This is a genomic window from Paenibacillus rhizoryzae (assembly GCF_059686995.1).
In genome coordinates, this window is record NZ_JCAALT010000013.1 from 112,614 (window position 1) to 132,643 (window position 20,030).

Genomic DNA, 20,030 nt, shown 5'->3' on the forward strand with positions numbered 1-20,030 from the left:
AGGATTGGCCTACTTGGTGTTTTTACGCTATGCCAAACAATGTTACAACTAGTGCCAAAATGAATTACAACTCACAATTAAGCAGCGCAACCTACTCCGCGTACCGACGCTGCCTTAGCGCCTCATACAATAGAATCGTACTCGCCATCGCCACATTAAGCGATTCCGAATGACCGTGCATCGGGATGATGATGCTCGTATCTACTTGCCCCAGTACATCCGCTGATAATCCTTGCGATTCGCTGCCCATCAGCAGCCAAGTTGGCCCGCTCCAGTTATAGCTGTAACAGGTAGCCGATGCTTGCAGGCTTGTCCCGACAAGGGAAATTCCGTGCTTCTTAGCTTCAGGCAGCAGCTCGCTGAGATTCCCTTCGATGACCGGAAGATGGAACAACGAGCCCATCGTAGAACGCACCGTCTTCGGATTGTAGAGATCGACGCAGCCTTGTCCGAGGACGACGGCATGAGCGCCGACCGCGTCAGCGCTGCGGATGATCGTGCCTACATTGCCGGGATCGCGCACGCCATCCAGCACGACAACCAGCGAGTCCTGCTGATACAGCTTGGACACATCCGCATAAGGCTTCGCAGCCACGCCGAATACCGGCGGCGGAGAGTCCGTGCCCGTACATTTGGCCATTACAGCCGGAGTAGCTTCAATCAGCTCGCAATCGGTTTGGCTGAGCAGCGTACGGAGCTCGCCCGGTACACCGCGTTCCATATCGATCACGATGGTTTCCACATCGGCACCGGCTAGAAGCGCCTCCTGCACCAAATGGACCCCCTCGATAATGAAGCGGCCCGAACGGTCCCGGTGCTTCTTCTCCAACAAGGCAGCCATCGCTTTTACTTTCTCATTTTGCACTGAAGTAATGCTCATCATTCGTTTATTGTTCGTTTGCACGCTATTATCAGCCTTCCGCATAATCAAGCTCTAATTCAGATAAATGTTCACTCTTGCCCACAATAACCAGCACATCGTCCGCTTTAATAACATCCTCCGCATAAGGAGAAATATTGAGCTCGCTCCCTGTCTTGATCGCGAGTACATTACATTTGTATTTGGCGCGAATATCAAGCTGCTTCAAGTTTTTGCCGACGGCAAAGGATGGAGTCTTGATCTCGACGATGCTGTAATCCTTGGACAGCTCTATGTACTCCAGGATGTTGGGGGAGATCAAGTGATGAGCAACGCGCATGCCCATATCCCGCTCCGGAAACACGACTTTGTCCGCACCGATCTTCGTCAGCACCTTGCCATGCAGCTCGCTTTGCGCTTTCACGATCAGCTGTGGAACGCCAAATTCCTTCAAAATAAGCGTCGTTAGAATGCTCGCTTGAATGTCTGCGCCAATCGCCACAACAACAACATCGAAGTTACGCAATCCGAGTGAGCGCATCGTATCTTCATCCGTGGAATCTGCAGCTACGGCATGCGTCACCCAATTGGACACGTCTTCGATTTTCTGCTCATTCGAATCGATCGCCAGCACGTCAAACCCAAGCTTTGACAGCGATTGAGCGACGCTTGTACCAAACCGCCCCATGCCAATTACCGCGTACTGCTTATTCGGCAAGACTTCCATCTCCCTTGAAGCAATTTGAGCTTATTATAGCACAATTTCCTTATATATCCGAACGCCTTGCGTCATCCTCCGGCATGAAATCAAGGCCATAAGGAGATATTAAACCTCGAATCTGTATGTGATGGAGGGATCAGATTGAACAATCTTGATTTGCGGCAGGCAATCGTTCGTCGGGTAGAAAATTTAACAGGGGAAGAATTGACCGACGTCATTGAAGGCTCCATCGGAAGCGATGAGAAAGCACTCCCTGGACTTGGAGTACTGTTTGAAATGATTTGGAAAAACAGCGGCGAAAGTGATCGCAACCGTATGGTGCAGGCGCTCTACGACGAGCTCCATCCTGCGGCGGAAACGGCATCCCCGAGTCCTAGCTGACGACTTCGTTCCCGAATATTTGCTGTAAATGATGCTCCATATGATCGACATAATCATTGATCAGCCACTCTAATGTGACTGTAGTTCCGCTTGGGAACTGTCCTGTACGTGCTAAGCTTGATGACGATAAGCCTGTTATAACTCGCAAGACGGATTGATTAAGGCTCACCCATAACGAAAGTACATCTTCCGGGGGAGCATCGACATATCGCTGAACCTTCACCCAATTCTCTTGGTCGTAGGCAACGATGACCGGTATTGCTTCAGTATGCCCATCGATTTGAACAAATCGGCATAAATTATGGATGGATGAATCGCATAGATGCCCCAGCAGCTGTAGGCGCGACCATTTCCCTTCCGAAAGGGGCTGCACGATTTCGTTACGATCAAGAGATCGGAATCGTTGTGGCACGGAAACCAGCATAGCTTCCATGCTGCGAATGGCATTCGAGATCATAAGCGACCCTCCTATAGATAGAAAAATGACATTCAAACCAAGACGCGGTTTGAATGTCTTTTTCTGTGTATCTTATACGACAGCTGTATCGCTTTCAAGCGCAGGCATCGGCTCCGGACGGTCGCAGGTGCTCTCCATCACGTAGTGTTTGCCGTCACGGGATGCATCATGGATACCATGCATCGCTTCAAGAACATGATAAGCCATTGCCCCATTAGCGCGGTGTTGACCGCCTTCGACAATCGCACGTGCCATATCCGCTACGCCGATGCCGCGGTTATTATCGGTATTGCCGTGCGTGAACGGAACCTCTTCCCATTCTCCGCCAAGGCGGCGCAGCTTAATTGTACCGCCGAACATATTCGGGTCCGGAACAAGCAAGGAGCCTTCGCTTCCATGGATCTCGATGTTCGGAAGCGATGTGCCGGCTTTCGTATCGAAGCTTGTAATCAGCGTGCCGACAGCTCCGCTTTGGAAGTCGATTACGCCTGCAATATGCGTTGGCGTTTCTACTTTCATCACTTTGCCATTCTTCTTCTCGCTCGTGATCGTACGCTCGGGGTACGAAATGACTGCCGAACCTGTCACGCGGCGGAACGGACCCAACAGCGCGATGTAAGCTGTCAAATAATAAGGCCCCATATCAAACATCGGGCCGCCGCCGGCTTCATAGAAGAACTCCGGATCCGGATGCCAGCCCTCTGGCCCTCCGCCAAGCATGAAGCCGGTTACGGAGATCGGAGTGCCGATTGCACCGTCGTCAATCAGCTTACGGCAGGTTTGAATGCCGCCGCCAAGGAATGTCTCAGGTGCGCTTGCTACACGAAGGCCTTTCTTCTCCGCCAGTGCAAGCACCTTCTTGCCTTCTTCACGTGTAACCGCAAGCGGCTTCTCTACATAAACATGCTTCCCTGCTTCCAGCGCTTGCAAGCAAACGGATGCATGTGCTTTCGGAATCGTCAGATTCACGACAATCTCAATCTCCGGATCTGCAAGCAGCTCCTCTACCGTATAAGCTTTGGAGAGACCGAATTCCTCCGCACGCAGCTTCGCGCGCTCCAAATCGATATCTGCCGCAGCAACAAGATCAATCTCCGGGTATTTCTTTAAATTCGTAAAATAAATTTGGCTGATATTGCCGCAGCCCACAATGCCGACTTTCACTGGTCTCATGAACGAATCTCCTTTTATGTAACCTAACTAATAAGTTTGAAAATGATCAGCCTACCCGAGCGAGCGGGCAGGCTGCGTGTCTCATTCCATATTATCGTTATTGGGACTGTGCTTCAAGTGCCGGCATCGGCTCAGGACGCGCACAAGTGCTCTCCATTACATAATGCTTCCCGTCGCGCGAAGCATCGTGGATGCCGTGCATCGCTTCGAGCACATGGTACGCCATTGTGCCGTTAGCACGGTGCTCGCCGCCTTCGCGAATTGCGCGAGCCATATCCGCTACGCCAATTCCGCGATTGTTGTCGATGTGGCCATGTGTCAGCTCGATCTCTTCCCACTCTCCGCCAGCACGGCGAAGCTTCACTTTGCCTCCGAAGCCGTTCGGATCCGGAACAATCAGCGACCCTTTGCTGCCGTGAATCTCGATGTTCGGCAGCGATGTACCTCCCGGTGCATCGAAGCTCGTGAGCAACGTACCGATTGCACCATTCTCGAAATCGAGAACGCCTGTAATATTAGTCGGCGTTTCCACTTGAATAAGCTTGCCGCGTTTCTTCTCGCTTGTGATTGTGCGCTCAGCATGCGTAATCCGTGCCGAACCGGTAACGCGGCGAATAGGTCCAAGCAACGTAACGAATGCGGTTAAGTAGTAAGGTCCCATATCGAACATCGGGCCGCCGCCGATTTCATAGTAGAACTCCGGATCCGGATGCCAGCTCTCGTGACCACCGCAGAGCATGAAGCCCGTTGCGGAAACCGGCGTACCAATGGCGCCTTCGTCAATAAGCTTCCGGCAAGTTTGAATGCCGCCGCCAAGGAACGTCTCCGGCGCGCTTGCGACACGCAGGCCTTTCTTCTCCGCCAGCTCAAGCACTTGTTTGCCTTCTTCGCGAGTGACTACGATCGGCTTCTCCACATATACATGTTTGCCGGCTTCGAGCGCCTGCAAGCAAACAGAAGCATGTGCCTTCGGAATCGTCAAGTTAACGACGATTTCGATTTCCGGATCAGCGAGAAGCTGCTCTACCGTGTAAGCCTTGCTCAAGTTGAATTCAGCGGCACGAGCTTTAGCACGCTCAATATCGATATCCGCCGCCGCGACAAGATCCACCTGAGGGTACTTCTTCAAGTTTGTAAAATAGACATGGCTGATATTACCGCAGCCGATAATACCGACTTTGACTGGTTTCATGAAATGCCATTCCTCCCGCAAGTTAAATTTCAAATAAGCTATGAAAAGTGCTTCGCATCATACGATTTCCCAAATAAGCTCTCCTACGCTTCCTGATTGCGTGCCGCCCACAGGAATCCACGGCGCATCAATTCAAGCGTTTGCGGCATCGCCACGATGTTGGCTTGATGACCCAGTGAATTGTAGTACACGCGGCCTTCGCCCCATGTCTTCGTCCAAACAATCGGCATTTTCACATCGCCGAACGAAGTCGTGGCATGTACCTCATTGGCCGGATCTACATGCATGTAGTACTTCTCGGTGCACACTTCGAAGTCGCCGATGCCGCTTGTAAGCGGATTGTCCTCGCGAACCATATTCACGTCGTACACGACGCCGTCATTGCCCGGATGAGCGACCCACTGACCGCCAACCATGAACTGATAATCGACATCGTTGCGGAAGGAATCGCCCATGCCGCCATGGCAGCCCGCGATGCCGCAGCCCGCACGTACGGTATCGAGCAGCGGACGCAGCTGCTCCTGCGTAATCGAGCCCATCGTCCATACAGGTACGATTAGATCCAGCTGTGCCATGAGCTCCGCATCCTTATAGGCGTCAAGCGTGTCCGAAACGGTAACTTCAAACCCTTCTTTATTCAACAAATCAGCAAAAATACCCGCTACTTCCTCCGGCTGATGACCATCCCAGCCGCCCCAAACGATTAATGCTTTTCTCATGCTTCCCATCCTCTGCTCCAATAGTTAGTCCGTTCTCTTTATCTTAATTCCGAAATCGCTACCCAGCGGCGTTCCGCGATCGACTTATCGACAGCCTCCAGAACGGCTTGGCATTCTACGCCGTCTACGAAGTTCGGAACAGGCTGACGATCTTCAGCCAGAGCCAGCATAAACTCGTGAATCTCATGCGTGAAGGTGTGCTCGTAACCGATCGTATGTCCGGCCGGCCACCATGCGTCACTGTAGGCGTGAGGTGCATCCGTTGCAATAACGCGGCGGAAGCCTTGGACATCCGCAGCATCGTCCGTGAAGTACACTTCCAGTTCATTCACGCGCTCAAAATCAAACTTGATGCTGCCTTTGCTGCCGTTGATTTCGAACGAGTTCGTGCAACGGTGACCCGGCGCGAAGCGCGTCGCTTCGATGCTGCCAAGAGCTCCATTGGCAAAACGGGCTAGGAACAAGGTCGCGTCATCTACCGTTACCTGTCCGCGAGGCGCGTCATTGTCACCTTTGGCACTAAGGCCGCTAAGGCCGAGCGTAGCCGTTGGCAGCGGACGCTCCTTCACGAAGGTTTCGCTCATCCCGATCACTTCTTGGAACTCGCCGACGAGGAAACGAGCCATATCGATGACATGCGCGCCGAGGTCGCCATGCGAGCCGGAACCGGCAATTTCCTTCTGCAAGCGCCATACGAGCGGGAACTGCGGATCTACGATCCAATCCTGCAGGAAGAATCCGCGGAAATGATAGATTTCACCGATACGGCCATCGGACACCAGCTTCTTCGCCAGCTGCACAGCCGGCGCGAACCGGTAGTTAAAGCCAACCATATGCTTCACGCCGGCTTTCTCAGCCGCATTGAGCATCTCGATCGAATCCGCTAGATTAAGCGCCAATGGCTTCTCGCAGAAAATATGCTTGCCCGCTTCAGCAGCAGCAATCGCAATCTCCTTATGCGCGTCGCTCGGCGCATTGATATCGATCAAATCGATATCATCGCGCGTAACCAGCTTACGCCAGTCCGTCTCCGCGCTTTCCCAGCCAAACTGCTCACGAGCCAGCTCCAAGCCGGCTGCATCCCGGCCACAAATAACAGCCATCTGCGGGCGAATTACTTTCGGGAAGAACATCGGAAGTGCTCTATAAGCATTGCTGTGGGCTTTACCCATAAATTTGTAACCAATCATACCTACTCTAATTGTGCTCATCGTTTTGTTCCGCCTCTCATAGAATTAGGTTAGCGATACTGTGAAACTTCCTCAGGTATTAAGCGTGAAACCGATAGGTTCTCCTATGTATCACGTTAGGTTGTCGTCGTTCTCGTTGTCTTGGAGGAAGCCCTTTCAATCAACTTTACGGGCAGCTTAACTTCGAAAGGGGACGATGGTTCGGTCTCCGTCATCATGTCCAGAAGGCGGGATGCCGCCTCGCAGCCAACTTCATAGAACGGAACACGAATGGATGTAAGCGGCGGCTCTGTCATCCGCGAGACATCGGAATCGTCGCAGCCTACAAGCGCAACGTCTTCCCCGACGCGTATGCCAAGCTCCTTCAATCCTTGCATGAGCCCGATCGCCATACGGTCGTTCGCGGCAATCACCGCATCGACATCGCCGCTGCGAATAAGCTCCGCTACCTGTGCAGCCTGCTGATAGCCGCTCTTGCGGCTATAATTCCCGACCAGCACATGCGAAGCTTGGAAAGGCACCTGCGCCTCAATGAGCGCTTGCTGGAAACCCTTCAATCGATCCAGACTGTTCGAGTATTCCGCCGGGCCGTTCAGAAAACAGATCTTCCGAAAGCCTTGCTGCAGCAGATGCCTGGCCGCATGCCGGCTCCCCATTCGCTGATCGGCATCCACCGTGTTGAAGGCTTCTCCCTCAAAGCGCTGATTAACGAGGCAGAAGGGATGATCCCCTTCCTTGAGCTCGGCAAGCGCCTCACGTTCCGTCGGCACATCTTGAGCGCCTAATATAATGCACCCGTCAATTTTCTGCGTCCGAAACAGATTCGCATAGTCCCGCGGCTCGTCAGCTTCCCGAAACAAGAGCAGCAAATCATAACCGCGCTGCTTGGCCGTAACCCCAATCCCGCTTAATACTTCGGAGAAGTAATAAGTCGAGAAGAGATTCACCTTAGGCAATAACGGCAAAATAACGCCAAGATTACCGCTTCTGCGCAGCGCAAACCGCTGTGCAAGCGCACTCGGCACATACCCAAGCTGCTTGGCGGCATCCACGACCCGCTTCGCCGTCTCATCCTTTACTGTCCCGGCGCCGTTCAGCACACGCGATACCGTCGCTTCCGACACTCCTGCTAATTCAGCGACTTTTTTACGGATAAGTCCTTCCTCCCATCCAAGTTAATCATAGAATGTACACGCGTACATTTTCTCATGCAAGCGGTTACCTGTCAATCCTTTTAGCGCTTGTTTTAACATTTTATTACAAGGGAGACCTGCATCGATGATAAAGTACAACATCGCCCAGAAGAGTCAATTAGACGCTCGCGAGCTGATTTTGCTCGATCAAGAAGTGAGAAATCAGGGTAAAAACATGCTTGTCGCCTATATACTATGGTTCTTCCTGGGAAGCTTCGGCGCCCATCGCTTCTACATGAAGAAGACGGGTTCAGCCATAGCACAGCTTATCCTAACCATTACGGTTATCGGATACATCGTTTCGGCAATTTGGGTCTTAATCGATGCCTTTCTGCTGCATGGTATGGTGAAAGAAGAGAATCAACGCGTCGAGGGTCAAATTATAGAAGAGCTGCTCGGACAGAAACATTTCAATAATGCGATGAGACGTTAAGCAAAGGAGAAGGAGAAGCGCATGCTAACCAAACATGACTTGACCTTAAATGAGCTGCTTATCCTAAACTCAGAGCTGCGCGGTGCCGAGAAATCCACAGCAGTCGCCTATCTGATGCTGCTCGGAGGTCATCTTGGCCTGCATCGTTTCTATCTGAAACGCGTAGGTTCAGGTCTTGCGCAGCTTCTCCTCTTCATTGCCGCAATAGTCTTCTACATCGTAGGCACTGTTTCTTCAGCCGTTTCCACTGCATCCTCCGCTACATCCACTTTCACCATTTTAGCGATCGTCCTATGCATCCTTTCAGGAGTCTCTCTATTTGTCTGGGTAATCGTAGATCTGTTTCTGCTCCCTGGGATGATTCGTTCCTATAATGAAGATGTGAAGCAGCAAATTCTGGCCGCCATCGAGCATCATCGCCGAATGGAGCAGCTGGCAGGCAGACCTATCCCCGATCTGATCGACTGACGCAAAAAGACCTCAACCCCGTTAGCGAACTAACGGGGTTGAGGTCTCTTCCTATTAAGGAGCCATCTCCAAGAACTTGGAGGTTGGGTTCTTATCCATTGCGGTACGCATCGCATATTCATTCTCGAACAGCGCGACGTAGTTGTCTTTCTTATCCTTCACCAGTGTGGAATTAATCCGGTACTTGGAAGGATCAATCTTATCATCGACAATCCAGCGGGCAAACTGGAACTGCATCCGGTGCAGCTGAATTTCGACGCCATATTCCGAACGCATCCGATGCTCGAACACCTCGAATTGCAGCTGTCCGACAACGCCCAGAATGGTTTCATCGAAGTTGCCTGTGGAATGGAACACTTGAATCGTTCCTTCCTCAGTCAGCTGATCGATCCCCTTCTGGTATTGCTTATGCTTAAGCGCGTTCTTCACGGTAACTTTCGCAAACAGCTCCGGCGAGAAGGTTGGCAGCTCGTCGAATACGACATCGCCGCCTTGTGACAAGGAATCGCCGATTCGGAAGATACCGGGATCGAACAAACCGATAATATCACCCGGATAAGCATTTTCTACGATATCCCGATCCTGCGCCAGAAATTGCTGCGGCTGAGCAAGCTTGATATCCTTGCCGTTACGCACATGGCGGACACTCATGCCCCGTTCGAAACGGCCGGAGCAAATGCGTAGAAACGCAATCCGGTCGCGATGGGCCGGGTTCATGTTCGCTTGGATTTTGAAGACATAACCTGTAAACTTCTCGCTCATCGGATCGACCGGCCCGCTCGTGCTTTGACGCGGCGTCGGTGATGGAGCAAGCTGCAGGAAGTTCTCCAAGAACGTCTGCACGCCGAAGTTGTTAACCGCGCTTCCGAAGAACAGCGGCGTCAATTCGCCTGCACGGACTTTCTCGTAATCGAACTGATCCCCGGCGACATCAAGCAGCTCAAGGTCTTGAATCAATTGATCCGTCAAGAAGTCGCCCGCCATCTCGCGGATATGAGGATCGTTATAATCCTTTACCTTCACGACTTCGATCGTGGAATGATCATTCCCTTGGAACAGTTCAACTTGGTTCTTCATCCGGTCGTAGACGCCGCAGAGCTCGCGTCCCATGCCGATCGGCCAGTTCATCGGAACCGCCCGAATACCAAGCACGCGCTCAAGCTCTTCCATTAATTCAAATGGGCTTTGCCCTTCGCGGTCGAGCTTGTTAATGAAGGTGAAGATGGGAATACCGCGCTTGCTGCACACTTGGAACAGTTTAATCGTCTGTGCCTCGACGCCTTTCGCAACGTCGATAAGCATGACGGCGCTGTCGGCTGCAGTCAGCGTACGGTACGTATCTTCACTGAAATCTTGGTGACCCGGTGTATCGAGAATGTTCACGCGATGGCCGCTATAGTCGAACTGCATGACGGAAGACGTAACGGAGATCCCCCGCTGCTTCTCGATTTCCATCCAGTCGCTCGTCGCATGGCGGCTTGCTTTACGCGCTTTAACCGTACCGGCTTCACGAATGGCGCCTCCGAATAGAAGGAGCTTCTCCGTTAGTGTCGTTTTTCCCGCATCGGGGTGAGAAATGATGGCGAATGTACGCCTTTTCTCAACTTCTTGTTTAATCTCATCGGTCATTGTTTTACTCATGATAGTTCCCTTCGTCCTTTACATGCCGCCGATCAAGAAAGCCCGGGCAGGAGCTGCGTCCAGCCCCGTAAGCTTAAGCGGCGCAATGGCCATAAAATAGTTGCCGGCAGCGACATCCTTCAGTCGCAATCCTTCTACAATAATAATATTATTGCGGAACAGAGAGCGATGCGTCGGATATTCCGGCTGTGCGCGCTCGATGCCAAGTGCATCCGTACCCAAACCGCGGATACCGAGCTCCACTAAATAACGAGCGCCGTCTTCGCGCAGGAAGACAAAGTTGAAATCAAATGCTTCCGAGAACGAATTGCGAGTCTTGAACAGAACCCACTCATTACGCTGCAGGTGAAGCGGCTCCAAGTCTGCACGTGTGATGCATTCCTCGCAATGCGTCAGATCGACAACGCGAGCATAGCCTATGAGCTGCTCCAGACCGATCGTTTCAATCGTCTCGCCATCCTTCAGCATATGCAGAGGTGCATCCACGTGCGTACCGCAGTGTACATCCATATCAAGGCGGGATTCGTATACAGCCTGCCCGTTGTCATGGTTAGACACATTCGTGATGATCGGAATCTTCGTTTCATTATTCTTATACACTTGCATCGATGGATCGATTGTCATCGAAATATCGTAAATTTTGAACATGGTCAAAGTCTCCTATGTCGTCCTGCATGCAATCATTTAGGTCCGCCAGAGATCCAAATTACGTTATCCTCAGCTTGACCGTTTACCGGCCACCAGTGGAAGCCATCTTGGGCAAGGAGTTCGTCCGTGCGTGCAGGTCCCCATGAGCCTGCAGGATAGAGCTGCAGATCAGCGCTGTCTTCGCGCCATGCTTCAGCGATCCGATCCACGAAGGACCATGCCTGCGCAACCTCATCCCAACGCGTGAAGTAGGTTGATTCGCCGCGAGCCGCGTCATAGATAAGGCGCTCATAAGCTTCCGGCGTATTGATGCCGATCATGCAGCTTTGGCAGAACTCCATCGAAACCGGCTGTACGACATTGTCGACGCCCGGTTTTTTCGCATTGATTTTGATATAAATGCCTTCCATCGGATTCACGCGGATGACAAGCAGGTTGGGCGCCAGATCATGACGACGCGCGAACAAGATATTGTCGGGCACATTCTTAAACTCGATAACAACCTCAGTTGTTTTGACCGGAAGGCGCTTACCCGTACGAATATAGAACGGAACACCTGCCCAGCGGAAATTATCGAGGAACACACGAGCGGCAAAATACGTCTCCGTAGTCGACTCCGGATTGACGGAATCCTCTTGGCGATAGCCGCTAAGCGGTTTGTCTTTCGCCGAACCCTCATCATATTGACCGCGAATGACGTGCTGACTCACTTCGTTAGCGGATGCGAACGGACGCAGCGAACGCAAAGCTTTAACCTTCTCGTCGCGAATATCCTCCGGATGCAGCCTGCTTGGCGGCTCCATTGCAATCATCGCCAGCATTTGCATCATATGGTTCTGAACCATATCCCGCAATGCGCCGGATTTATCGTAATAACCGCCGCGCTCTTCAACGCCTACGGTCTCGGAGAGCGTGATTTGTACATTAGCGATATGCTTATTGTTCCACAATGGCTCAAAAAATGCGTTGGAGAAACGAAGCACCTCAATGTTTTGCACCATTTCCTTGCCCAAGTAGTGATCGATCCGGTAGATCTCCTCTTCCTTGAACACTTGGCTAAGCTGGCTGTTCAGCTTACGCGCCGATTCGAGATCATAGCCGAATGGCTTCTCGATAACAAGACGGTTCCAGCCGGGTGATTCCAGCAAGCCGCCGTCACGCAGGTTGAAAGACACAGGCCCGAACAAATTGGGTGCCAGCGCCAAGTAAAACAATCGGTTGCCCGGAATTTTGAATTTCTCATCCAGCCCTTGCGACAAGCGGGCCAGCTCCCGGAATCCATCTACATTATTAATGTCGAGGGACATATATACAAAATGCTCGGCGAACCGGTTCCAAAGCTCGGCATCATCCGATTTGTAACGCGAAAACTCGCTGATCGATTCGTACACGTCAGCTCTGAACTGCTCATTCGTCCGCGGTCTGCGGGCAAGTCCTACTACGGCGAAATCCTCGGCCAGCTTGCCTTCTTTATATAAGCTGAATAGCGCAGGAAATAGTTTCCTACGCGCCAAATCTCCTGTAGCTCCAAATAAATAATAAACCGCACCCTCTGCGGCAACTGATTCATGTTTGCTCACTTCGGTCATTTCCCTCATTCTCTCTTATGTATTTTCATACAACGATTGGTAAGATCATGTTATGTAGTTTAGCATATTGAGGCAATAGATGCTATTCATGCAAACATAAAAAAAACGAATCGGTTTCCAAACTTCTAGTTATTCGGCAGCGAATAATCCCCTGTAATTAAAGGCACTCCGACGATTAATTCCCCGCTCTCCCCCGCCGATGCAGACGATTCAGCCAACTGCAGATTCACTTTCGCGGAGCCGCTTTGCACACTGCTTTGCAGCCCTCCGCTGAAATACGTGATGCTCTCCGTGTGCCCGTCGTTATAGGATTCAATCTCCTTGGCCGCAGCTGAGACCGCAATTCGCGCAGCACCGCCTTCACGGACCGGTACGCCGCGCAAGGTAAATCCACCCTGGATATCAAGTCCCTCCGTTGCCTGCTCCACTCTGCCGATCATCTCTGTAATCGTAGTACGGCTCGTGCCCGCTGCCGCATCCAACAGCAGGACAAGCTCGAACGGCTTATTATCGGTCTGTTCGTCTGTGCTCGGTTTAGTATGAATCCATAGCTTCATATGTCCCGCTTCATTAGATGCCATTACATCGACAGTCTCCTTGCCGTCAAGGTCTGTCGTCAAATGGAACCCAAGCGAAGCGGCTAAACGCTCCGCTTCCTTTCGATCGGAAGCACTATCCCAGCGGAACGTCCAATTCGCCTGCTCCACACCGCCTTTATATTCACTGCCGCTCCACTTCCACACTGCCTCAAAATCATGCCGGAGCCGCTCACCTGCAGTGATTGGAGCCTCTTTGTGGTTGGCATAATACGCGCTCCACAGCCCAGCAGCCAGCAGTACCAATAGTGCAGTCAGAATGCCCCACTTCGGGGTGCGCTTCGGACGGCGCAAGCTTGGGACAATATTGTCCTCGGAACGGGAAACGGCCATATCATTTCACTCCTTGTTAGGTAAATAACCATACGCTTACGCCTGTAGGTGAATAGACTGTATCCAAGAACCCAGGGGGAGGTATCAACTAAAGGTGGATCAAATTTACCCGCTCCATGAGGATCATATTAAAAACTTTTGCGGCATGGCCGTTTGTGCCGTTACACATGATGGTCAGCGACATTACGGTATTCTGAGCCGGTGTCATGGCGGCAAGCTGATGTTCAATGAACAGGCAGGCGCTCTGAAGCATGCCAGCTCGCAAGCACAAACGCCTCAACAGAGCAAAGTGACGAATTCGAAGGTGAAAAGCAAGAAAGGCAGCAAAAAAGCGGTGACGGAAGCTAAGCCGAAGGAAGCAGCACAAACGCAGGCTTATTATCCGTACGATCCGTACTATGGGGATCCGTATTATGGATATGGCTATGGCTATGGTTACTCGCCATTCGGAGATGCGTTTGCCCTTGACTTGGCTTCCTTGGCTTTTCTGTTTTTACTCATATAACCGCGGCGATTCGAAGCCCGAGGCCTGGTGTGGTTTATGCAGCGAGGTACGGGCTTTTTGTCTGCCGATATACGAAGATCTATCATCGACAAATTGGAAAATTTTATTTAAAATGATGGTAGTAGACCTATGAACGGAGGGCATTGATATGGTTATGCCGTATGCTATACCCGCTGTATTCGGAACCGTACGAAGGACGCAAGAGCCCATTATTCCGGTAGAAAGGTACGCGCTTTACCCCAATTTCAATTCTTGGCCTTTCTCTCGTCAACCGCAGAAGGCTCCCACCGGCTCCGGGAAACTGCTTAGTTCGATTGGCAGCTTTGGTTTGCCTAGACAAGCCCAAGATACTTTGAAGGCTGCCGCGGGAAGCTCTGCTGCATGGCTGGCGCAAGGAAACAAGGTTAAAGCTGCCGTCGCGGACATGATGATGAAGGATAAGAGTGCTTTTGGCAATCGGATTGTGAATGTTTCGGATCATGTGAATAGCAGTAAAGTGACGGGACATGCAGCTTTCGGTGCCGAACGCTCCCAGTATGACATTCAGGTTGATTCTGTGGCACGCGCCCAGAAGAACATAAGCTTTGATTTGACCAAGAATGCCCCCTCCATTATGGGTACGGGTACACATACTTTCATTGTTAGAGCCGGGAACGAAACCAGAGCTTACTCTACTTCCATTAAATACGGAGAAACGAATGAAGTCGCGCTCGTCAAGCTCCGCGATACCCTAAACAATGCCAAGATGGGTGTGACCGCCTCCGTTCAAGAGGATCGGACAACCGGTACCGTGAAGCTCGAGCTCTCCTCGAATCTGATCGGTAAGATGTCTTCTTTCGAGATAAGGGATCAGAGTGGAGATCTTATTTCGGCCAGCGGGATTGGACGTATTTCTGTTCATGCTTCGGATGCGAGGTATCGGGTAAATGGTGAGCCTTTCATTGATTCGTCGTCGAATGACATATCCCTGCAACAAGGTAAAGTATCGGTGTCGATCACTAAGCTTGATACACCCGCAGATTTCACCGTAATGGTGGAGCATGATGTGGATGCAGCTGCACAGCAGCTTAGCGGAATTGTCGATGAGGTCAATACGCTCCAAGCCATCTATGATGATGCATCCGGCTACTTGAACCCGATGCTGCGGAACCGGATCCGGGACGCCGTTCAGAGCTCCGGTGCTGATGTTATTGGGTTATCCCGTGCTGCGGATGGCAGCCTTCATCTGGATACGGAGAAGTTCGAGACAGCAATGCAAACGCGGCCCGATGAGGTGAAGCGACTCCTAACGGGCAGAAGCAGCTTGACCTCGCGACTGAAGGAAGCACTGGATCGATTTACGGGGCTGCCGACCGAAGCTTTGATTAGTTCGAAGGCCGGCGGTTTTCAGTCTTTCACACTGTACGGTGCTACTTCTAAGTCGTATTTGCAGCTGCCGCTTGGCGGCTTGTATGTGAATTCATTTATGTGAAATCTTTATTACGCGAAAATCTGAAAACCCGCCAGTTGTGCTGCCGTCGTTGATGTCGGCTTCATGATGGCGGGTTTTATAGTGATGAATGGTTATAGAGGAACTAATTTAGTGAAGCAGATTATAAAAGGATAATATCGACGATCGTGTCGGCCGCCGTTCCTTCCGGGCTTGCCTTCAACCGGATGAGCCCTTCGGCTTCCGGGATGGAAGCCATCATGCTGGATTTGCCGAAGGCCAACGGGTCGGCGTAGAGCATTCCTTCGCGGGAGAAAAGCCGAGTGCGCACGAATCGCTCGTGCGGACTGCCTTTGTCAAAAGGAGAAGCCAGCTTCGCCGTCACCTGCTTCGGCAGCGACTCGTTTACGCCCGCTCCTTGCAGGCGCTGAATCGCCGGCTTGGCGAACAACTCGAAGCCAACGAAACACGCTCCGGGATTGCCCGACATCGCAAGCAGCAGCTTGCCCTCGATGACAGCCGCCGAAGTCGGACTGCCCGGCCGCATGGCCACTTTGTTGAACAGTAGCCGACTGCCTTGTGGAAGCTTAGCTTCTAGGGGATGCGGCGGTTGCAGCGAGGCTGCGCTCTCAGTCACGGATGGTGGAGCCGATGATTCGCCCGGGGCTGAGGTAGACTGCTGTGTCTGCAGGGGTGCTGCACCGGCAGGCTCCGGCAGTAGAGCCGAAAATGCGCCGGGGGCTGATGTGGACTGCGGTGCCGGCTGCGGCGCTGCGCCGGCAGGCACGAAGGCTGGCGGTTGGCTTGTGGCTGACGCCACTCCCGCAAGATCCGGCGCCGACACTGGCTCTAAGCCGCGCAACAGGCTCGCGATGACATCATAATCCCCCACCGACACACCGCCGGTTGTGATGATGAGGTCACACTGCGCCAGCGCTTCGGAAATTGCGCGAGCCGTAGCTTCCGGCTCATCAGTCACGCGGTCCAGCACCAGAGCTTCGCCGCCGCATTGTTCCACCAATGCGGCGACCATGGCGCTGTTGCTGTCGCGGATGCAGCCCGGCGTGAGCATGGCTTCAACCGGCAGCAGCTCTGCGCCGGTTGCCAGCACTGCAACGCGCGGGCGCGCATACACCGGCACGTCGGCGTAGCCAAACGTGCCAAGCAAAGCGACGTGGCCCGGCCGCAGCCGCGTGCCGGGCTCCGCTATCACGCTGCCGCAGCGGAATTCCTCGCCGCGGGGCGCGATGTTCTGCCCGGGCTCGGCGGTGCGTTTCACCTGCACCGCCGGCAGCCCGTCAACCCAGGCGTCCGCCGTCTGCTCCAGCATGACGACGGCGTCCGCCCCCAAGGGCACCGGTCCGCCCGTCATAATGCGGACGGCCGTCCCCGGTGCAACAGCCGCCGAGGCGAGCTCGCCTGCGGCAACTGAACTAACAACGCGCAGCGTCGCCGGTGTACTCGGCGACGCCAGCGCCGTATCCGCGCTGCGGACGGCGAAGCCATCCAGTCCGGATCGCGCAAAAGGCGGCCAGTCCGTCGTCGCCGTAATCGCCTCCGCCAGCCGCCGACCTGCGGCTTGCCGCAGCGGTACCAGCTCCCGCCGCCCCGGCACAGCCGCTTCAAGGACAAGCCGCATTGCTTCTTCAACTCTGACTGCGCGTCTACGAAAACGCGTCTCTCCCTGCGGCTGCTTCACGTATGCTTCTCCTCCACTCTCTATCTCCTGATCTTTCTAGAACTTTCCCGGTCTACCCCGATACATCTCGATCCGCCACGATCTATCTCGTTCATTCTCGATCTGCCATCGATCATTCTCGATCGCTCAATCTCATGTCCCACCATTGTACCAGATTGCGGCAAACCCGCGATACGCTTATGCTATACTCGAATCAACATATAAACGACTCTAAATCCATTCCCAAACAAGGAGCAACTTTCATGACCTCTCATTCCAATACACTTCGCCGCGCTGCCCCATTCGTCCTTCAAATCGTCGGCTACAAAAACAGCGGCAAAACCACCATGCTCACAACGCTCACTTCGCGCTTGAAACAAGCAGGCTACTCAGTAGGCACCGCTAAGCACGATGCACACGACTTCACGATGGATACACCGGGAACGGACACATGGCGGCATCAAGAAGCAGGTGCCGACATCACCGCGATCAGCTCTTCTTCCCGCAGTGCCATCATCAGTTCTCGCCCTGAGCCGCTTGCTTCCCTTATTGCCCATATGCAGCATCTCGATATCGTGCTCGTCGAAGGTTTTAAGCAAGAGCAGTATCCCAAGCTAATCCTTCTTCGTTCAACAGAGGACGTATCCTTGCTTACGCTTACGAATCCCGTCATGACGGCAGCTTGGCCTCAGGCCGGTACACTCCCATCAAGCCATATCCCACACTACGATATTAACGATATCCCCGCCATTTATAATCATCTCCTCACTCTCCTTTAACAAAAAAACGGCTCCGAAAGTCAACCAGACTTTCGGAACCGCCGCTATTTGCTTTTGCTTTGCTCTCGCCCTTGCCCTTGCCCTTGCCCTTGCCCTTGCTCTTGCCCCTGCTCCTGCTCCTGCTCTTGCCCTTGCTCTTGCTCTTGCTCTTGCCCTTCCCCCTGCCCCACAGCCTTCCCCTCTACCCAACCTCCCCCGAAAAATGAAACACCTCCGTAATCTCCCGCACTACTGCGCCGTCCTCATGCTTAATCAACAAATCCGCCATAAACTGCTGCCAGCGGATGTTCGCCGGATGCGTACTAAGCGCCTGCATGGCCTGTTCGAAATCTTCTACCTCCATATAAGCGAACAGCTTGCCGCCATCGATAAAAATACTATACGTTCGAATGCCGACCTCCCCAAATGCTTGAAGCAGCTCCGGATCGACATTGCGATGCCGTTCGATATACACCTCACGATTACGCTCATCAATTTGCAGAATAAAAGAAACCCGCTGCACCGCCACTCACTCCCCTTAATTGTTTTTGCACAATGTCACATTTCGTAGCTGCAGCAGCTCCGCAACTTTCTTGAACTGAGCCGCCCTACTCCCTACCGCAATGGCGCAATGATGTGTTGGCGCTTCGGCAAACCATTTCTCCATATAGTCATCGGGATGAACATCGAATTTCACATGCGTTTGGGTATTGCCAATTTGCATGATCTCCCCGTTTGTCGCCTGCCCTTCACTCACAATCATGGCAAGCTTCCCGTCCCCGGTCTGCGTCATATTCAGCGTCGTAATAGAGCCCCGCTTCACCTTCGCTTCGACGGAAACACCTGTCCCTTTCTTCCCATGATATAGCCCCATCCCGCGCAGGATCGGCTTCTCGCTTGCGATCGCAATATGAAACGGCCCGTCATGTCCCAGCAAAATCGTTCCATCCACATAATCCACCACGACAATTTCAGAGAAGCTGCCACCGGCTCCGAGAATATCGCATATTTTCATCCCAACGGCCGTCTTCATATCTCCTTCGCCCGAGCATGGGATACCCCGCGCCGTTAACAGCGAATGTCCAACGATAAAACCAGCCTGCAGCTTCTCGTACTCATTCCCGTCTTGCCCATGATAATAGTACGTAAGGGCATCCAGGTCATAGGCTCTCACCAGCTTCTCTTGCGCGACTGCCACCTGCGCAGACCATTCGAGCTGTTCCTGTGTTGGTTTCTTGGCGATTGGATCCGAAGGGGAATCCCCGCTAATCTCGAACATTTCATATACTTCTTCAAGCTTTGCTTCAATCTCCTCCGGCGTCACTTCCTTCAGAAAGCGATCGAGATCGCACATCTCGAGCACCTCCACATGCAGTCCAAGCTGTGCCTGAAGCATCGCAAAATCACTGTACATGTCGAGCATCCCGCTATAGGTGTTCCCAAGAAAACCGAACCGCGCATGACGCAGTGTCCGAACAACACCAGCCGCTTTAATCCATTCCTCAATCTCGCGCATCGCCTTTATTGCCTCTGGACGTTCGTGCGTCACCTCATCCGTCAATGAAATAGCAGGCGTATAGTCGAGCCCAAGCAAACCATTAATGACACGGAAACGAATACCGGCCCGGTTGAACGCATTGGATATTTCCGGAACCGGACAAGCTACGCAGTGCGCCAACCATTCGCCTGTCGTCGATTGCGCATAATTGATCCGCGCAGTCGGCTGCAAATTCAAGACGATAACAGGCTTGCTGCAAATCTGATGTATCGGCAGCACCGTGGAGCTCGTAGAGTATGTAGCCACATGGCAGAAAACAAGATCTACGTTTTTCTCATTAAACCATTCTCCCGCCTGCCGCCCCCTGCCCTCCGAATCGACAAGTCCGAAATTGAAGATCTCCCCATGCCGAGACATCTTTTTCTCCAAATGGCTCCCATACGCCATAAGCCGCTCTCGCAGTCCGGGAAACTGCGGCCAGTAAGCTTCCAGACCGATTGAATATAAGCCGATGCGAGGTTTTTTAGCCGGTTTGATCGGCGTGAGCAAGGTCATCGTCGTTTCCTCCA

General features: G+C 52.7%; 22 protein-coding genes. 6 read left to right on the top strand and 16 right to left on the bottom strand.

What is annotated here, in order from left to right; all coding sequences use genetic code 11:
* Positions 1-91: 91 nt before the first annotated feature.
* Complete coding sequence (locus tag AC6ESO_RS27635; RefSeq protein ID WP_497094242.1) at positions 92-880, bottom strand: TrmH family RNA methyltransferase; 789 nt, start codon at positions 878-880, stop codon at positions 92-94.
* A 31-nt stretch (positions 881-911) separates the two neighbouring features.
* Positions 912-1,577, bottom strand: a complete 666-nt coding sequence (locus tag AC6ESO_RS27640; RefSeq protein WP_497094219.1) for a potassium channel family protein — start codon at positions 1,575-1,577, stop codon at positions 912-914.
* 144 nt (positions 1,578-1,721) lie between these two features.
* Between AC6ESO_RS27640 and sspI the strand changes: the two genes are divergently transcribed.
* Positions 1,722-1,961 (top strand): small acid-soluble spore protein SspI, encoded by a 240-nt coding sequence (sspI, locus tag AC6ESO_RS27645; protein ID WP_497094220.1) that lies wholly within the window; start codon positions 1,722-1,724, stop codon positions 1,959-1,961.
* Here the strand turns inward: sspI and AC6ESO_RS27650 are convergent.
* The 6 genes from AC6ESO_RS27650 to AC6ESO_RS27675 form a co-directional block, all read right to left on the bottom strand.
* Positions 1,954-2,418, bottom strand: a complete 465-nt coding sequence (locus tag AC6ESO_RS27650) for a DinB family protein (RefSeq protein WP_497094221.1) — start codon at positions 2,416-2,418, stop codon at positions 1,954-1,956. The genes sspI and AC6ESO_RS27650 overlap by 8 nt on opposite strands.
* A gap of 72 nt (positions 2,419-2,490) precedes the next feature.
* Positions 2,491-3,591 (bottom strand): Gfo/Idh/MocA family protein, encoded by a 1,101-nt coding sequence (locus AC6ESO_RS27655; RefSeq protein ID WP_497094222.1) that lies wholly within the window; start codon positions 3,589-3,591, stop codon positions 2,491-2,493.
* A 97-nt stretch (positions 3,592-3,688) separates the two neighbouring features.
* Positions 3,689-4,783 carry a Gfo/Idh/MocA family oxidoreductase gene (locus AC6ESO_RS27660; protein ID WP_494820350.1) on the bottom strand — a complete coding sequence of 365 codons (1,095 nt, stop codon included), beginning with the start codon at positions 4,781-4,783 and terminating at the stop codon, positions 3,689-3,691.
* A gap of 83 nt (positions 4,784-4,866) precedes the next feature.
* Positions 4,867-5,502, bottom strand: a complete 636-nt coding sequence (locus AC6ESO_RS27665) for a ThuA domain-containing protein (protein WP_497094223.1) — start codon at positions 5,500-5,502, stop codon at positions 4,867-4,869.
* 38 nt (positions 5,503-5,540) lie between these two features.
* A complete protein-coding gene (locus AC6ESO_RS27670) occupies positions 5,541-6,713 on the bottom strand; it encodes a Gfo/Idh/MocA family protein (RefSeq protein WP_497094224.1) in 1,173 nt (390 codons plus the stop codon).
* 95 nt (positions 6,714-6,808) lie between these two features.
* Entirely contained in the window at positions 6,809-7,846 is a 1,038-nt protein-coding gene (locus AC6ESO_RS27675; RefSeq protein WP_497094243.1) for a LacI family DNA-binding transcriptional regulator, read from the bottom strand.
* A gap of 124 nt (positions 7,847-7,970) precedes the next feature.
* Between AC6ESO_RS27675 and AC6ESO_RS27680 the strand changes: the two genes are divergently transcribed.
* Positions 7,971-8,318 (top strand): TM2 domain-containing protein, encoded by a 348-nt coding sequence (locus AC6ESO_RS27680; protein WP_497094225.1) that lies wholly within the window; start codon positions 7,971-7,973, stop codon positions 8,316-8,318.
* Positions 8,319-8,339: 21 nt separating this feature from the next.
* Positions 8,340-8,786 (top strand): NINE protein, encoded by a 447-nt coding sequence (locus tag AC6ESO_RS27685; RefSeq protein ID WP_497094226.1) that lies wholly within the window; start codon positions 8,340-8,342, stop codon positions 8,784-8,786.
* 54 nt (positions 8,787-8,840) lie between these two features.
* Here AC6ESO_RS27685 and AC6ESO_RS27690 read toward each other — a convergent pair whose 3' ends face one another.
* The 4 genes from AC6ESO_RS27690 to AC6ESO_RS27705 form a co-directional block, all read right to left on the bottom strand.
* Positions 8,841-10,427, bottom strand: a complete 1,587-nt coding sequence (locus AC6ESO_RS27690; RefSeq protein ID WP_494820355.1) for a peptide chain release factor 3 — start codon at positions 10,425-10,427, stop codon at positions 8,841-8,843.
* Positions 10,428-10,445: 18 nt separating this feature from the next.
* Entirely contained in the window at positions 10,446-11,075 is a 630-nt protein-coding gene (locus AC6ESO_RS27695; RefSeq protein WP_497094227.1) for a cyclase family protein, read from the bottom strand.
* 32 nt (positions 11,076-11,107) lie between these two features.
* Positions 11,108-12,664 carry a glucose-6-phosphate dehydrogenase gene (gene zwf / locus AC6ESO_RS27700; RefSeq protein WP_497094228.1) on the bottom strand — a complete coding sequence of 519 codons (1,557 nt, stop codon included), beginning with the start codon at positions 12,662-12,664 and terminating at the stop codon, positions 11,108-11,110.
* A 125-nt stretch (positions 12,665-12,789) separates the two neighbouring features.
* Positions 12,790-13,593: a YwmB family TATA-box binding protein gene (locus AC6ESO_RS27705; RefSeq protein WP_497094229.1), complete on the bottom strand. Its 804-nt coding sequence runs from the start codon at positions 13,591-13,593 to the stop codon at positions 12,790-12,792.
* 94 nt (positions 13,594-13,687) lie between these two features.
* On the opposite strand from AC6ESO_RS27705, the gene AC6ESO_RS27710 reads away from it, so the two are divergent.
* Both AC6ESO_RS27710 and AC6ESO_RS27715 read left to right on the top strand, forming a co-directional pair.
* Positions 13,688-14,098, top strand: coding sequence for a hypothetical protein (locus AC6ESO_RS27710; protein WP_497094230.1), 411 nt, complete (start codon positions 13,688-13,690; stop codon positions 14,096-14,098).
* A gap of 148 nt (positions 14,099-14,246) precedes the next feature.
* Complete coding sequence (locus AC6ESO_RS27715; protein ID WP_497094231.1) at positions 14,247-15,569, top strand: hypothetical protein; 1,323 nt, start codon at positions 14,247-14,249, stop codon at positions 15,567-15,569.
* Between the two features lie 121 nt (positions 15,570-15,690).
* Here the strand turns inward: AC6ESO_RS27715 and AC6ESO_RS27720 are convergent, their stop codons facing one another.
* Positions 15,691-17,166 carry a molybdopterin molybdotransferase MoeA gene (locus AC6ESO_RS27720; RefSeq protein ID WP_497094244.1) on the bottom strand — a complete coding sequence of 492 codons (1,476 nt, stop codon included), beginning with the start codon at positions 17,164-17,166 and terminating at the stop codon, positions 15,691-15,693.
* Positions 17,167-17,468: 302 nt separating this feature from the next.
* Here AC6ESO_RS27720 and mobB point away from each other — a divergent pair, with 302 nt between their 5' ends.
* The gene (gene mobB / locus AC6ESO_RS27725) at positions 17,469-17,984 is read left to right on the top strand and encodes a molybdopterin-guanine dinucleotide biosynthesis protein B (RefSeq protein WP_497094232.1); all 516 of its coding nucleotides are present in this window, start codon (positions 17,469-17,471) and stop codon (positions 17,982-17,984) included.
* Between the two features lie 44 nt (positions 17,985-18,028).
* Here the strand turns inward: mobB and AC6ESO_RS27730 are convergent, their stop codons facing one another.
* Genes AC6ESO_RS27730 through AC6ESO_RS27740 form a run of 3 tightly spaced genes read right to left on the bottom strand, consistent with a single transcriptional unit; the run spans position 18,029 to position 20,016 of the window.
* Positions 18,029-18,154, bottom strand: coding sequence for a hypothetical protein (locus AC6ESO_RS27730; protein ID WP_497094233.1), 126 nt, complete (start codon positions 18,152-18,154; stop codon positions 18,029-18,031).
* 11 nt (positions 18,155-18,165) lie between these two features.
* A complete protein-coding gene (locus AC6ESO_RS27735) occupies positions 18,166-18,486 on the bottom strand; it encodes an L-rhamnose mutarotase (protein ID WP_497094234.1) in 321 nt (106 codons plus the stop codon).
* Positions 18,487-18,501: 15 nt separating this feature from the next.
* Positions 18,502-20,016: an L-arabinose isomerase family protein gene (locus AC6ESO_RS27740; protein WP_497094235.1), complete on the bottom strand. Its 1,515-nt coding sequence runs from the start codon at positions 20,014-20,016 to the stop codon at positions 18,502-18,504.
* Positions 20,017-20,030 lie beyond the last annotated feature (14 nt).